Raw genomic sequence first — 15,293 nt, forward strand, 5'->3', positions numbered from 1 at the left:
CGAGCGTTGGGCATGACATGGCGGCGGCCGGTTGCGTAGAATGATTCGCTATTCACGAAAAGCGCGCCACGCTGCACGCTTTTACCGATTCAAGCGACGCTCACACGCGTCAGACCGGTAAGCCCTTCCTATCAGTACGCCTTTCGCGGTATCGCCGGCGCCGCAGCCGACACGATCAAACAATGCAACATGACCTTCTGTCCCGCCTGAAGAATGAAACTGCCGCGTGCCACACACGGCTGGAGAACTCGCTCGATCTGATGCGCGACGATTTTCAGCGCGGCGAATACGTCGCTCTCTTGCAACGCTTCTATGGCTATGTCGCGCCGTGGGAGGATGCGATCGGCGCGCACATGCCTGCAGCGCTGCGCGCGTTCTTCGACGAGCGCCGCAAGACGCCGCTGCTCGCCGCCGATCTCGCCGCATTGACGGGCGAGCGCATCGCTCACGATGCGCTTCTTTTGGCCGATGCCAGCAACGATCTGCCGCGCATCGACGGTATCGGTGCAGCGTTCGGTTCGATGTACGTGATGGAAGGCTCGACGCTCGGCGGACGTTTCATCGCGCCGCACGTCGCGCGCTTGCTGCAACTGCAGCCGGGCATCGGCAACCGCTACTTCGACGGCTACGGCGCGCGCACCGGCAGCATGTGGAACGCTTTCCGCGAAACCGCCGTGTCCACGGTCCCCGAAGCGCAGTACGACGCGGCCGTGAGCGCGGCCATCGCCACGTTTGAAAGCCTGCAGTCCTGGCTGTGCGGAGAGCCGCTGGAAGCGCGGGCGTCATCCGGAGCCGCCGCATGAGCGATAACCCCGGCGCGCGACGCGCTCCGAACGAGGGCGAGGCGAAAAGCGCAGGCCCGCCCGACGCCGAAGCGCGCCGCCGCACGCTCGATTCGGGCATCGCCGGCGAGGATTGCGCCGCTGAACCGATCCATATTCCCGGCGGCATCCAGCCGCACGGCTATCTGCTCGTCATCGACGAACGCAGCGCCGATGCGGCCGGTCCGCGCATCGTGCAGGCGAGCGAAAACATCGCGGCGCTCACGGGCGACAGTGTCGATGCGCTGCTCGGCAAGCCGCTCGATGCGCTCGTCGATGCGCAGGGCGCACAGCGCGTCATGCAAGCGGCAGCGACGATGGAAGTGGAGGACTCGCCGCTTTACGTCGGCTCGATCCACATGCAGCGTAGCGACGCAACTCGTCTCGACGTCACGATCCATCGGCACGACGGCGCGCTGATCGTCGAGATGGAAGCGGCGACGCAGTCCGGCGATTCCGCCTTCCTACCGATGTATCCGCTGGTGCGAACCTTTGCGCGCGGCCTCCAGAATGCGCAGACGGTGCAGGAACTCGCCGAGCTTGCCGTGCGCGAAGTGCGGGCGATCAGTGGCTTCGGCCGCGTGATGCTCTACAGCTTCGACGCACAAGGGCGCAGTCACGTGCTCGCGGAAGACCGCGACGCGAATTACGCGTCGTTCCTGCATCAGTTTTTTCCGGCGTCCGACATTCCGCCGCAGGCTCGGGCCTTGTATCTGCGCAACCGCATCCGCCTCGTCTCGGACGTCGGCTACGTCCCCGCGCGCCTCGTGCCCGAGCGCAATCCCGTCACGGGCCGCGCCACCGATCTGACCTACGCGGCGCTGCGCAGCTTCTCGCCCGTGCATCTGGAATACATGCGCAACATGGGCACGCACGCGTCGATGTCGGTGTCGATCGTCGTGCGCGGCAAGTTGTGGGGGCTTATTTCCTGTCACCATCACGACCCGCGCGAGGTTCCCTTCAGCACGCGGCTCGCGATCGAGCATCTCGGCAACATGCTGTCGCTGCAGATCGAAGCGAAAGAAGAACGCGCCGAGGCCGAATATCTCGCCGAACTGCGTCGCACGATGGCGCGCATAATCGCCGCGATGGGCGAGCAGGAAAGTTTCGTCGCCGGGCTGCGCGGCGTGCCGAAAGACGTGCTGAGTTTCGCGCGTTCGGCGGGCGCGGCCATCGTCATGAACGATCAGATCACGCTGATGGGCGCGACGCCCGACGAAGACACCGTGCGCGCGCTCACCGACTGGCTCGCGGAAAACACGTCGGGCGTCTGGGCGACGGATTCGCTCGCGCGCGAATGGCCGCCGGCGAAGACGCATCAGGACAAGGCGTGCGGCGTCCTCGCGGTGCCCGTGTCGCAGATTTTCCGGAACTACTTGCTGTGGTTCCGGCCCGAACTGATGCAGACCATCAAGTGGGCCGGCGAGCCTGTCAAGCTGCGCGGTGCGGACGGCGCGAGCGCGCCGCGCACGGACTTCAGCCCGTGGCTCGAAACGGTACGCGGGCATTCCGCGTCGTGGCGTCAGGGCGAACTGGAAATCGCGAGCGAGTTGCGCGGCGCGCTCCTCAACATCGTGCTGAGGCGCGCGGAGGAACGCGCGGAACTGGCGACCGAACTAGCGCGCGCGAACAAGGAGCTGGAAGCGTTTTCGTATTCGGTGTCGCATGACTTGCGCGCGCCGCTGCGTCACATCGCCGGTTATGGAGACTTGCTGCGCGAGCAGGAAGGCGAGCGCATGTCCGAAAAGAGCCGGCGTTTCCTGAACAACATGCTGGAGTCGGCACGTTTCGCGGGCACGCTCGTCGACGACCTTCTGACCTTTTCGCAAATGGGCCGTGCGGCGCTGCGCCCCGCGCCGGTCGAACTCGGGCAACTCGTGCGTTCGATCGTGCAGGAATTCGAGGCGGACACGCCCGAGCGGCGCATCGAATGGATCATTCATGACCTGCCGCGCGTCATTGGCGACGCCGCGTTCCTGCAACTCGCGCTGCGCAACCTCATTTCGAACGCGGTGAAATATACGAGAACGCGAGAATCGGCGAAAATTGAGATATTCGCGGCCCGCAGCGGCGATGAGCACATCATCGGCGTGCGGGACAACGGCGTTGGCTTCGACATGAAATACGGGGCCAAGCTGTTCGGCGTGTTCCAGCGGCTGCATCGCGCGGAGGAATTCGAGGGAACGGGGATCGGACTCGCCAACGTGCGGCGCATCATCGAGCGGCACGAAGGGCGTACGTGGGCCGAGGGACGGCTGGGCGAGGGAGCGGTGTTCTACTTCTCCCTCCCGGTCGAGTTTCGCAGCCTGACTGGCCGCGAGGCCGCCCGTCCGTATTCCGCCGCGCCGCCGCAGCGTCAGTAACGAAGTCAACACCAGATCATGCTCAAACCCATACTGCTCGTTGAAGACAATCCGAATGACCTCGAGCTGACCCTCGTTGCGCTCGGCAAGAGCCAGCTCGCCAATGAAGTGATCGTCGCGCGCGACGGTCAGGAAGCCATCGACTACCTGACGAGCGCCGGCGACTGGAAGGACCGCACGCCCGGCAATCCGGCAGTGATTCTGCTCGACCTGAAGCTGCCGAAGATCGACGGTCTCGAAGTGCTCGACATGATTCGCACCAACGCGGCGTTGAAAAGCGTCCCGGTCGTGATGCTGACTTCGTCGCGTGAAGAACAGGACCTGATTCGCAGCTACGAACTCGGCGTGAATGCTTACGTGGTGAAACCCGTGGAATTCGGGGAATTCGTCGAGGCGATCAGCGATCTCGGCGTGTTCTGGGCCGTGCTCAACGAGCCGCCGCCGGGTTCCACACGCTTTCGCCGCCCGCTGGCAGGACAATGAACGCTGTGCTCATGCCCGCCATCCCGACGCCATCCGTGCCATTCGTGCCATCCGTGCGCCCGCTCAATCGCGAGGCCGCCTAGATCATGCAGCCCCTGCAACTGCTTCTCGTCGAAGACAACGCGCTCGATGCGGAGCTGACCATTGCCCAGCTCGAACGCGCCGATTACGTCGTCGAGGCGTCGATCGTCTACGACTCCGCGAGTTTCATCGCCGAACTCGAGGCCCGGCGCTTCGACGTAATCCTCGCCGATTTCGTGATGCCGACGTTCTCGGGCATCGAGGCGCTTTCCATTGCGAGCGAGCGCGCGCCGGATACGCCGTTCATCTTCGTGTCCGGTCTGCTCGGCGAAGAGCACGCGGTCGACATGCTGAAACGCGGCGCGACCGATTACGTGCTCAAGCAGCGCCTGCAGCGGCTGCCCGCCGTCGTGCGCCGCGCGATGCGCGAATCCGCGGAGCGTGCGCAGCGCATCGCGGTGGAACGGGCGCTACGCGAAACGGAAACGCATTTCCGTTTGCTGATCGACGCCCTCAAGGACTACGCCGTCATCACGCTCGACCCGGAAGGGCGTATCCGCACCTGGAACGCGGCGTCCGAGCGCATTCTCGGCTTTCCGCCGCAGGACGTGCTCGGACAATCAGCGAGCATTTTCTATAGTCACGACGACCGCGAAGCCGGCGTGTTCGACAACGAACTGGAAACGGCGCGGCGCGAAGGCAGCGCATCCGATGATCGCTGGCTGTGGCGCAAGGACGGCCATTCGTTCTTCGCGTCGGGCGTGACGACCGCGATCCGAACGGAGCAGAACGAACTCATCGGCTTCTCGAAGATCGTGCGCGACGCGACCGACGCCCACATGGCCGCCGACGCGCTGCGGCTCGCGAAGGATCAGGCCGAATCCGCGAATCGCGCGAAGGATCACTTCCTCGCGGTGTTGTCGCATGAATTGCGCACGCCGCTCACGCCGATTCTCGCCGCCGTGCGTCTGCTGGAGATGAAACACCCGCTGCCGCGCGAGGCGCATCCGACACTCGACCTGATCCGCCGCAACGTCGAACTGGAAGCGCGGCTGATCGACGATCTGCTCGATCTCACGAGCATCGCGCGGGGCAAGCTCAGTCTGAATTTCGCGAGCGTCGCCCTGGATACGCTGCTGACGAGCGCGCTCGACATGTCCGAAGCCGATCTGCGCGCAAAGAATCTCACGCTCGAAACGAAGTTCGATGCGACGCGCTTCGTCGTCTCGGGCGATGCCGCGCGGCTGCAGCAGATCGCGTGGAATCTGATGAAGAACGCGGTGAAGTTCACGCCTGCGGGCGGGCGCATCGAGGTGCGGGCGTGGAATCCGGACGATGCGACCATCGCGGTGTCGGTGACGGACAGCGGTATCGGCATCAGCGCAGAAGCGTTGCCGCGCATTTTTTCGGCATTCGAACAAGCCGACGATTCGATCACCCGCTCGTTCGGCGGCCTCGGCCTCGGACTCGCCATCGCGAGTACGCTCGCGCAGAAGCACGGCGGCACGTTGTCCGCCTACAGCGATGGCCGCGATCAGGGCGCGCGCTTCACGCTGACACTGCCGCTCGCCCGCGTGCAGCCGCCGCACGAGGCCGCGCCGCTGCCGCAGGCGGCGCAGCAGGAGCCGGGCAGCGCGCTCAGGGTGCTGCTCGTGGAGGACAACGAGCAGACGTCGTCGGCGATGGCCGAGGTGCTCGACATGCTGGGCCACGACGTCACCGTCGCGACGACCGTCGCCGATGCGCTGGCGTGCGCGAAACGCGGTACCTTCGATCTGCTCGTCAGCGATATCGGCTTGCCGGATGGCAGCGGCCTCGACATCGCGCGGGCGTGGACGACGCTCCAGCCGGGGCGGCCGTCGGTGGCGATCACCGGCTACGGCATGGACGAGGACATTCGTCGCTGCCGCGAAGCAGGTTTTCGCGATCATCTGACGAAGCCTGTGAACTTTGCGCGGCTCGAGGCACTGATTCAATCGCTCGCGGATGAACTCACGCGATAGACCTATGTGAAAAATTGCGCTCCGTGCACGGAACGATGTCGATTGGCGGCATGCTTGCTCGTCGTAGTTTGACCGTTTCTTCAACCCGTCACGGAGCCAATATGCCGCAATCCCCCGTCAAAGCCATTCCCGAAGACATGCACTCGCTGACCCCGCACATCGTGTGCGCGGGTGCGGCCGAGGCCATCGAGTTCTACAAGCGCGCGTTCGACGCGATCGAACTGGGACGCCTGCCCGGTCCCGACGGCAAGCTGATGCACGCGATGATCCGAATCGGCGATTCGGTGCTGATGCTCGTCGACGAAAATCCCGCCTTCGGCCTGCTCGGCGCGACGGCGCTCAAAGGCTCGCCGGTCATCATCCATCTGTATGTCGAGGACGCCGACGCCACCGTAAAACAGGCGGAAGCCGCCGGGGCGCGCGTCATCATGCCCGTCGCCGAAATGTTCTGGGGCGATCGTTACGGGCGTCTCGAAGATCCGTTCGGGCATCAATGGTCGGTCGCGACGCATGTCCGCGATGTCAGTCCCGCCGAGATGCAGAAGGCCACGTGCGGGCATCGTGAATGACGCGCGCAGCTTGTCGATGAACATCACGAAGGAGGAGCGCATGAACAAGATATCGCCCTGTCTCTGGTTCGACGGCACTGCGCAGGAGGCCGTGGACTTCTATGTCAGCGTGTTCAGGAACGCGCGCATCACGAACACCTTGCTGCACAACGAAGCGAGTCCGGGGCCGGTCGGCTCCCTGCTTGCCGTGGAGTTCGAACTCGACGGCGAGGCCTTCCTCGCGCTCAACGGCGGGCCGGAGTTCCAGTTCACGCCCGCCATTTCGATGTTCGTCCAGTGCGACGATCAGGCGGAGATCGACCACTACTGGGACAAACTGCTCGACGGCGGTCAGGCGATGGCGTGCGGCTGGCTGACGGACCGCTTCGGCGTGACGTGGCAGATCGCGCCTCGCCGGCTGATCGGCATGCTTCGGGATGCGGACCCGGCAAAGGCCAATCGCACGATGGCGAAGATGCGGGAGATGATCAAGCTCGATATCGCGGCGCTGGAGCGGGCGTATCGCGGAGAGTGATCAGTTGCGCCGGTTCTTGCGCTGCCGCTCGATCAGCTTGCTCGCCATGAACCGGTGATCCGGCGAAAACAGCCGCCGGTAAGTCAGCACGACGGCCGCGACCACGCCGAGTCCCGATGCCGCCGCGATCAGAAACATGATGACGATCTGATACCGCACCGCCTGCAACGGCGATTGCCCCGCGAGCACTTGGCCGGTCATCATCCCCGGCAGGCTCACGAGGCCGACGACGGCCATCTGGTTGAGCGTCGGAATCATGCCCGCGCGCACCGCCTGGCGCGCGGGCCCTTGCGCCGCTTCCCATCGCGTCGCGCCGAGCGCAAGCGACATCTCGACGGCTGCGCGTCCCGCCGTCAGTTCCTCTGTCATGCGTTCGATGCCGAGCGATACACCCGTCAGCGTATTGCCGAGGATCATGCCGAGTATCGGAATCGCATATTGCGGCTCGTACCACGGATGGATGCGAATCACCGCGAACAGCCCAAACGCGCCGATCAGCCATGAACTGCCCCATATCGAGACGAGGCTGTCCACGCGCTGGCCCGCATACGTGCGCCGCCCGCGATTCGACGCCGCGAGGCCCGCGATCACCGTCATGAGGGCCATCAGCGGCAGCACGACGGTCCAGCGGCTATACGCGAACACCCAGCCGAGCACGTAGCCGATCAGAAGCAACTGCACGACAGTGCGGATCGCTGCAATAAGAAGCCGCCGCTCCAGTCCGAGCTTGAGCGCCACGGAGAGCGCGCCGTTCACGACGATCAATGCCGCCGCGAGGCCGATATCGAAAAGACTCAGGTTCTGGTAGCCCGTCATTGCGCGCGCTCCGGGTCGGTCAGCACGCCCGCGGTCATCGTGAGATGACGCGTCGCCACGCGGCGGGCCTGCTCCATATCGTGCGATACCCAGACGCACGCCCGTGCGCCGCCATCGAACCAGTTGCGCACGAGCGCCTCGATTGCGCGCGCCGAAGCCGGATCGAGCGAGGCGGTCGGTTCATCGAGCAAGAGCACGTCGGGTGCGAGTTGCAGCACGCGCACGAACGCGGCGATCTGCGCCTCGCCGCCCGATAACTCGCTCGCGGGCTTGTCGAGAAAATCCGCGTCGCGCCCGGCTGCATGCGCGAGCCGCGCGGCGGCGTCGCGATCGAAGCGAACATCGCGGTAGGCCTTCAGCGTGAACGGGTAATGCAGGTTGTCCTCGACGCTGCCATCGAGCATCGCGGGCCGCTGCGCGATATACGCGACATGCCGCCGATACGCCGGAATGCCCGTCCGCGCGACGCGTTCGCCTCGCCATGTGATGAAGCCCTCGTCGCATGGATCGAGCAGCGCGAGCGAGCGCAGGAAGACGCTCTTGCCGGAACCCGATGGCCCCGTGACCGACACGCGCTGTCCCGCGTCGAGCGTGAAGTCGGTGGGATGCAACAGCGACGTGCCGCGCGCCGCGTCACGGCGCACGATCCCGTTCGCCGCGACGAGCGCCACAGAGGAATTCGGCATTCGTTCGATGGGGGAATTTTTAGTGTGGCGTCATCTTACGCGCGATGGCTGCGCATCAAGCGGGCATGGCTTGTGCTCGCGCAACGTCAATCAGCAAAAAAGGATGGAGCCGATATGGCGCAAGCCCCAACCGCCGGGAGAAATGGCAAGAAGGTCGGCAAGATCGTCGCATGGATCTTCGCCATCCTCGCGATTCTGATCGCGATCCTCGTAGTCATTTTTCTGACGTTCGACTGGAACCGTCTGCGTCCCTGGGTCGATGACAAGGTCACGCAGGCCATCGGCCGGCAGTTCCATATCACCGGCGATCTGAAGGTCGGCTGGCGGCGGCCGCCGAACGAAACGGGCTGGAAACGCTGGGTGCCGTGGCCGCGCTTCTCGGCCGAGAAGATCACCATCGCCAATCCCGATTGGGCGCGCCAGCAGCATTTCGCGACGCTCGATGAAATCGACTTCCAGGTGGCCGTGCTGCCCTTGCTCGCGCACGATATCGTCATTCCTGCGATCAACCTGGTGAACCCGTCCGTCGATATCGAGCGGCTCAAGGACAATCGCAACAACTGGACGTTCAAGTTCAAGCAGTCGACGGAGCCGTCGACGTGGAACCTGAAGCTCGGCGACATCTCGCTTTCCAAAGGCATGATCGCCGTGCGCGACGAGGTGACGAAGGCGGATATGAACATCGTCGTCGATACGCTCGGGCAAGCCGTGCCGATCGGCGAAGTGATGAAGCAACAGGAAGCGGCATCGGCGAAGTCGTCGGCGGAGATGGTCGGCAAGGGCGGGGCCGCGAAGCTCGAGAAGCAGGCCGATGCGGCGGCGGCGTCCGAAGCGTCGGCGGCATCGGCTGCGTCGGCGGCCGCGGCGGCGAATGCCTCGGCGCCTAATCCGGCGAGCACGTCGGCGCAGCAAAGCATCACGACGAAGAACGCGGAGAAGCCGCCGGTTCCGCCGTACGCGTTCGGCTGGACCGCGAAGGGCACGTACAACGGCGGCAAGGTGTCGGGCGAGGGCAAGCTCGGTGGCGTGCTCGCCGTGCAGGACGCGAAGCGCCCGTTCCCCGTGCAGGCCGACGTGCGTCTCGGCGATACGCATATTGCATTCGTCGGAACCGTCACCGATCCGGCGCATCTCGCCGCGCTCGATCTGCGCCTGTGGGTGCAGGCCGTCAGCATGGCGCATCTGTATCCGTTCACGGGCGTCCCGCTGCCCGAAACGCCGCCGTTCGCGACGGAGGGCCGCCTGACCGGGCAGTTCCGCGAAGAGGGCAATGTCTTCCATTACGAGAACTTCACCGGACGCGTGGGCGGTAGCGATATCAACGGCTCGCTCGTCTATGCCGCAAGGAAGCCGCGCCCGCTGCTGCAAGGCGAACTGGTTTCGCATCTGCTGCAGTTTTCCGATCTCGCACCGATCATCGGCGCGGATTCGAACGCGAGCAAGGCGAAGCGCGGCGAGACGGAGAAGCAGCCGTCCGCGAAAGCGTTGCCGACCGAGGAGTTCAAGACCGACCGCTGGAAGGCCATCGACGCCGATGTGAAGTTCACCGGCCAGCGCCTCATCAAGGACCCGAAGCTGCCGATCACCGATCTCTACACCCACGTCATCATGAAGAACGGCGTGCTCTCGCTGGAACCGCTGAAATTCGGCGTCGCGGGCGGGACGTTTGCATCCAACATTCATCTGGACGGCAGCACTGCGCCGCTGAAGGGCAAGTTCTCGGCCGAAGCGCGGCATCTGAAGCTGAAGCAGCTTTTCCCGACGAACAAGACGATGCAGTCCGCGCTCGGCGAGATCAACGGCGATGCGGCGCTTTCCGCGACCGGCAATTCGCCCGCGACGCTCGCGGCGACATCGAATGGCGAAGTGAAGGCGCTCGTCACGCAGGGCACGGTGAGCCGGCTGTACATGGAAGCGGCGGGCCTGAACGTGGCAAACGTCGTCTATGAGAAACTCTTCGGCAAGCGCGACGTGAACATCAATTGCGCGGCGGCGGACTTCGTCGTGACGGATGGCGTGCTGGATTCGCGCGTGTTCGCACTCGATACCGACGATGCGGTCATCAATGTCGATGGCCACATCAATCTGAAGAGCGAGGACATGGATTTGAACATCCATCCTCATACGAAGGGTTTCCGCGTGTTCTCGCTGCGCTCGCCGCTCTACGTCAAGGGCACGTTCAAGGATCCGAAGGTCGGCGTGAACGTCGGGGCGCTGGCGGTGCGGGGCGGTGCGGCGGTCGGGCTCGGTCTCATCAATCCGTTTGCCGCGCTGATTCCGCTTATCGCGCCGAGCAACAATAAGCCGCTGCCTTGCAACCAGATGCTGGCCGACATCCGCAAGGCGCCGACCGCGCCGCCGGCGGGCCAGAAGCAGAAGGCAAAGGCAGCGCCGGCGTATATGTCATCGGATGCGGCCGCGAGCGGCGCCGCCGCGCAGGGAGCGGGGAAGGCAACGAAGAAGCCCGCGGCGCCGGTGGGGGCGAGTGCGGGGCAGTATCGGGGGAGTTGAGGGCGTAAAGTGTTGAGAGGGGGCTTAGGCGGCCCCGCTTTCCCTACGGACTAGCTGTGCCAGAAATGTCCGGTACGTCTCCATGTATTCCTTGCGTCCCGTCTTGCGCGCGGCGACTTTGAGGGCATCGAGGATGATCACTGCGCACTTGTAATCGTCGCCGGCGCCGCGACGCAAGGACGGCAGCGAGATAGGGTTAATGCTCTCCACGCGCCACTGCGGCTGCGTCGAAAGAATCAGCGATGCGAGCCGTTCCATGACGAAGATCTTTTCATCAACGTAACCGCCGCGATAACGATGGCTTTGGTTCAGCGATTTACCTAGCGGCGTTTCCTTTTGCTCGGCTTCCACAAACAGTTTCTCAGCCATTTCGAGCCAGCATCGCCAGAACGCTGGTTTGGCGAGAAAGTAATTGCAGAAGATGGTGTTGGTCGAGTCCATGACGAGCTCGCCAAGTTGCACCTCGGGCATCAGGTGTTTCACGGCATCGACGAATACCGTCCAGCTCTCGGCATTGTCGAAAGTACCCTGGACGAATACGTTCAGAGCCAACGCGCCGACGTCGAAGAAAGGGGATAAAACAATGACGTCCGTCGAGTCCGGTACGCCTTGCACGAAGGCATGGACGCGGGTTGAGTCGAGACCCGACTTCGGGCCGAACTGCGGAGAGAGAAATCCGTAGAACTCATTCTCGTTCAGCGGGGTGTCCAGCAAGAAGCGTCTGATAGGCCAGTATTCGTACCAGTCCGACCTGCCATGCGTGTTATCGAGCGGGATAAAACCGGGATCGAGCGCGTTCTGGGTTTCGGAAGAATAAAAGATCTGGTAGATGCTGGCCTTGGGCATTGCGGGTCGTGCTAAGAGGACGGGAACTGTTGCGTGAGTCGACTAAACGCATCACGCGACTCGAATCGAGTATAGGGCAGGTCCCGCCGCTAGTTCCTCGTCCATCTCCTAAAACCGGTGCGACTAGAGTTAGCCGCTCACACCGAGATCCCGGGTCCGCCATTGCTGCCGAGCAACTGCTCGACTGCATCGGCGTCCTTATAGTCCTGTTCCGGCAGACCGTCGAATACGGTAATGACATCGTTGCTGACGCCTGCTTCGCGCGCCGCATCGACGAGCGCATCCTTGTTGGCGGGGTAAGTCACCCGGCGCAATACCTGCGCGATTTCGTTGTCGATCGGTTCATCGTTCAAACCGTGCTCCTGGGATGGCTGATCCGTCATCGTGGCGTCCTGTTGGTGTTATTAAAGTACGGAAGCTGCACGCGAGGCACTCAGGTCTGCACCTGGATCGTCTGGCTCGCCATACCGCGTGTCGGTGCGCGCGACTTCGGCAGAGGCACATGACGCCAGCGGGCGTGGTCGAGACTTTGCGCCGAGATGTCGGGCGCGGGCGGTGCGACCGGCGCGGCATTGAGGCGCAACGCGGCGCGCGTCGCCGATGCGACGGCCACCGCTCCGTCCGACGAACTCGTATGCAGCGGCGCGGCGTAGCACGACGCCGAAACGAGAGCCATCGACAACAACGTTGAGGTCTTCATCGGGCAACCCCTCCTCACGTAAGCAGCGAGTAGCACGAAGCAAAGCCTATGCCGATGCCACGCTCGCTTGCCGTTCGCGCGTGCAGGCTCAGCAAGCCGTGGCGCACGGGCGCGACGAGCGGGCGTCGCGCGACCATACTTCGAGTAACGTGTGAACTCGCGCACAACCACAATCGCGCGATGCGACCTGCCGTACGCACCGGTAACGAGGCACGAAATTGCACGGCTGCGCAGTTTCAGCGCGTCGTCGGGTTCAGACGGAAGTATGCGTCGAGAAGCGAAGTCTTGTACACGACGCCGAGCAAAAGCGGATCACTCTGCCGTTCGACGACCGGCAGCCGCTCGCCCTGAAACGCCAGGAAGTGCTGCAACGCCTCGCCAAGCGACATGTCAGGCGTCAGCACATCGAAATGAGGCTGGAGATAATCGGCGGCGGTTTTGTTCGCAGTATCGTGCTCGTCGAGCAGATCGGACGTGATGTCCTTCAGCGCGACGACGCCGCGAAAGTGCCCGGCTTCGTCGATCACGTACAGATACTTCACCGGATATTCGAGGAACACGCGCGTCATGTCCTTCACGTTCGCGGTGAGCGGCACGACGGTATCGGGCGGCTTGACGAGCTCGCGCATCTGGGTCGCCGCGAGGCGCAGGCGCTCTTTCTCATCGCGTGTGCGGCGCAGCGTGACTTCGTACATCGACGTCTGTTCAGACGTGCGCGCAATGAAATACGCGACCACGCAAGAGAGCATCAGCGGCAGCACGACCTGATACGAGAGCGTCATCTCGAAGATCATCAGGATCGCCATGAGCGGCGCGTGCGTTGCGGCGGCGAGAAACGCGCCCATGCCGACCATCGCATAGGCGAAGGGCGCGGAGGTCGCATGCGGCCAGATCGCATGAACCGCGATGCCGTACAGGCAGCCCAGCACCGCGCCGACGAAGAGCGTCGGCGTGAAGATGCCGCCGACCGCGCCCGAGCCCGTCGTCGCGGCCGTCGCGATGATCTTGAACACCAGCACGGTTAAGAGCGCCGTCCACGTCCACGGCTGATGCAACAGCGAGTTCACCACTTCATAGCCGTTGCCCCAGACTTCGGGCCACCAGATCGAGATGATGCCGACGATCAGACCGCCCAGCGCGAGACGCAGCGGTAAAGGCAGCGGCAGCAGCGAGAAGCGCTTCTTCGACGCCGCCAGCAGCCGCAAGAAGTGCGGCGCGAGCGTGCCGCACAACACGCCCAGCACGACGAACAGCAGCACTTCGACACCGGCGATCGTCGGAAACACCGGCATCTCGTAGGGCGGGCGATACCCGGCGAACTCGCGCATCGTGATATTCGCGACGACCGACGATACGACGACCGGCCCGAAGCTCTCCATCGCCATCGAACCGAGGACGATCTCCGTGACGAAGAACGCTCCCGCGATCGGCGCGTTATAGGCGGAGGTGATGCCCGCCGCCGCGCCGCACGCAACGAGCAGGCGCAACCGCGGCGGATCGAAATGAACCCATCGCCCGATCAGCGACGACGCCAGCGCGGCAAGCTGCACCATCGATCCTTCGCGGCCAATCGAGCCGCCGCTCGTGATCGTGAACAGGGACGAGAGACTGCGCCAGATGCTTTGCCTCACGGGCACCGCGCCATCGCCGATGGTGACCGCTTCCATGTAGTCGGTGTTGGCGTTCTTCTTTGCGTGACGTCGCGCGGCGATCAGACAGGAGCCCGCGACGAGCCCGCCCGCAGCGGGAAGCGCGACCCGCACGGGCCACGGCAGGATGTTCGCGAGCGCGACCAGTCCTTCCGAGTCATTGCCGAGCAGCCGTTGCGTGAGCGCGATGCCTTCGCGAAAGACGGTCGTCGCAAGCGCGCCGGCCACCCCGACCACGACGGCCCAGATGAGCATCGTGTGCGAATCGGACAGGCGAAAAAGCTGTTGGGCGCGCGTGCGCAGCTTGAGCAGGAACGAAAGCACGTTTGCTGTTTTCGTGAAAAGCTTAGAAGGAAATGGAATATGGAGCGCCCGCAAGGATAGCATTGCGGGGCAGGTGTTGAGCCTGGGCGCGCGCACAAAAAAGCCCGGCTCGTGATGCGAGCCGGGCTTCATCGCGCAGGCCGACGCCGCGCTCTCAGCGCGCTACCACTTCGGCGCGAACGGCGGATTGGCGTTGCGCTTCCCTTCGTCGAGCGCGTCGATTTTGGCGATGTCGTCCGCTTCGAGCTTGAGCTTTTGCGCGTCCCAGTTGATCTGCTGATGCTCCGCATTCGTCGAAGCCGACAGCACCACGATGTCCCGCGACAGCAGCCACGCAAACGTCACTTGCGCGGGCGTTGCGCCGTGTTTGGCGGCGATTGCTTTGATTGTCGGATCGTTATGCGCGCGGCCTTCGCCGAGCGGCATGTAGGCCGTGACCTTGACGCCGAGCCGCTGCGTGGCTTCGACGAGCGCGCGGTTCGCGAGGAACGGGCTTACTTCGATCTGATTCGTCACGATCTCGCCGCCGCCCGGCGCATTCAGCGCCTCTTCGAGCAGCGGCGCCGTAAAGTTCGACACGCCGTAGTGGCGAATCAGGCCGAGTTGCTGCGCTTCCTGCATCGCGGCGAGCGTCTCGGCAATCGGCACCGCGCTGTTCGGCGATGGCCAGTGTACGAGCGCAAGATCGATCGTCCCGATGTCGAGCAGCGCGTGACTCTCCTTCAGACTCGCGACCAGCTTGTCGCGCGCGAGTCGTTCCCACCAGACCTTGGTCGTTACCCAGACGTCTTCCCGAGGAATGCCTGAATCGCGGACGCCCTGACCGACGGCGGCTTCGTTGTTATAGAACTGGGCGGTATCGATGTGACGATAGCCAATCTGCAAGGCGCTCTTGACTGCGTTCACCGTTTTGTCGGCATCGACGCGAAACGTGCCGAGACCGAAGGATGGAATCGTTGCGACCATTCTGGCTCCTTGTGAAGAGTG

14 protein-coding genes are annotated in these 15,293 nt (G+C 64.0%); 7 read left to right on the plus strand and 7 right to left on the minus strand.

Going from position 1 to position 15,293, the window contains the following annotated elements; all coding sequences use genetic code 11:
* The first annotated feature begins 182 nt into the window (after positions 1-182).
* The 6 genes from BG57_RS16075 (at position 183) to BG57_RS16100 (ending at position 6,774) form a co-directional block, all read left to right on the plus strand.
* Positions 183-803, plus strand: a complete 621-nt coding sequence (locus BG57_RS16075) for a biliverdin-producing heme oxygenase (RefSeq protein WP_035966138.1) — start codon at positions 183-185, stop codon at positions 801-803.
* Positions 800-3,184 carry an ATP-binding protein gene (locus BG57_RS16080; RefSeq protein WP_052005847.1) on the plus strand — a complete coding sequence of 795 codons (2,385 nt, stop codon included), beginning with the start codon at positions 800-802 and terminating at the stop codon, positions 3,182-3,184. Before BG57_RS16075 ends, BG57_RS16080 begins: the two co-directional genes overlap by 4 nt.
* An 18-nt stretch (positions 3,185-3,202) precedes the next feature.
* Positions 3,203-3,667, plus strand: coding sequence for a response regulator (locus BG57_RS16085; protein ID WP_035966139.1), 465 nt, complete (start codon positions 3,203-3,205; stop codon positions 3,665-3,667).
* A gap of 86 nt (positions 3,668-3,753) precedes the next feature.
* The gene (locus BG57_RS16090; RefSeq protein WP_035966140.1) at positions 3,754-5,691 is read left to right on the plus strand and encodes a hybrid sensor histidine kinase/response regulator; all 1,938 of its coding nucleotides are present in this window, start codon (positions 3,754-3,756) and stop codon (positions 5,689-5,691) included.
* Between the two features lie 101 nt (positions 5,692-5,792).
* Positions 5,793-6,260, plus strand: a complete 468-nt coding sequence (locus BG57_RS16095) for a VOC family protein (protein WP_035966142.1) — start codon at positions 5,793-5,795, stop codon at positions 6,258-6,260.
* 40 nt (positions 6,261-6,300) lie between these two features.
* Positions 6,301-6,774, plus strand: a complete 474-nt coding sequence (locus BG57_RS16100; protein WP_035966275.1) for a VOC family protein — start codon at positions 6,301-6,303, stop codon at positions 6,772-6,774.
* Here BG57_RS16100 and BG57_RS16105 read toward each other — a convergent pair whose 3' ends face one another.
* On the minus strand, positions 6,775-7,590 hold the full coding sequence (locus BG57_RS16105; RefSeq protein WP_035966143.1) for an ABC transporter permease: 816 nt from the start codon (positions 7,588-7,590) through the stop codon (positions 6,775-6,777). It lies immediately after the preceding gene.
* Positions 7,587-8,276, minus strand: coding sequence for an ABC transporter ATP-binding protein (locus tag BG57_RS16110; RefSeq protein WP_035966145.1), 690 nt, complete (start codon positions 8,274-8,276; stop codon positions 7,587-7,589). The genes BG57_RS16105 and BG57_RS16110 overlap by 4 nt, the downstream gene beginning before the upstream one ends.
* 114 nt (positions 8,277-8,390) lie before the next feature.
* On the opposite strand from BG57_RS16110, the gene BG57_RS16115 reads away from it, so the two are divergent.
* On the plus strand, positions 8,391-10,787 hold the full coding sequence (locus BG57_RS16115; protein WP_035966276.1) for an AsmA family protein: 2,397 nt from the start codon (positions 8,391-8,393) through the stop codon (positions 10,785-10,787).
* A gap of 24 nt (positions 10,788-10,811) precedes the next feature.
* Here the strand turns inward: BG57_RS16115 and BG57_RS16120 are convergent, their stop codons facing one another.
* From BG57_RS16120 to BG57_RS16140, 5 genes are all read right to left on the minus strand, one after another.
* Positions 10,812-11,633 carry a hypothetical protein gene (locus BG57_RS16120; protein WP_052005848.1) on the minus strand — a complete coding sequence of 274 codons (822 nt, stop codon included), beginning with the start codon at positions 11,631-11,633 and terminating at the stop codon, positions 10,812-10,814.
* Positions 11,634-11,770: 137 nt separating this feature from the next.
* Positions 11,771-12,016: a DUF2795 domain-containing protein gene (locus BG57_RS16125; protein WP_035966147.1), complete on the minus strand. Its 246-nt coding sequence runs from the start codon at positions 12,014-12,016 to the stop codon at positions 11,771-11,773.
* 50 nt (positions 12,017-12,066) lie between these two features.
* A complete protein-coding gene (locus tag BG57_RS16130) occupies positions 12,067-12,333 on the minus strand; it encodes a hypothetical protein (protein ID WP_035966149.1) in 267 nt (88 codons plus the stop codon).
* Positions 12,334-12,569: 236 nt separating this feature from the next.
* Entirely contained in the window at positions 12,570-14,306 is a 1,737-nt protein-coding gene (locus BG57_RS16135) for a ClcB-like voltage-gated chloride channel protein (RefSeq protein WP_035966151.1), read from the minus strand.
* Between the two features lie 162 nt (positions 14,307-14,468).
* On the minus strand, positions 14,469-15,272 hold the full coding sequence (locus tag BG57_RS16140) for an aldo/keto reductase (protein WP_035966153.1): 804 nt from the start codon (positions 15,270-15,272) through the stop codon (positions 14,469-14,471).
* Between the last annotated feature and the right edge of the window lie 21 nt (positions 15,273-15,293).

Source organism: Caballeronia grimmiae (assembly GCF_000698555.1).
GTDB classification, from domain to species: domain Bacteria; phylum Pseudomonadota; class Gammaproteobacteria; order Burkholderiales; family Burkholderiaceae; genus Caballeronia; species Caballeronia grimmiae.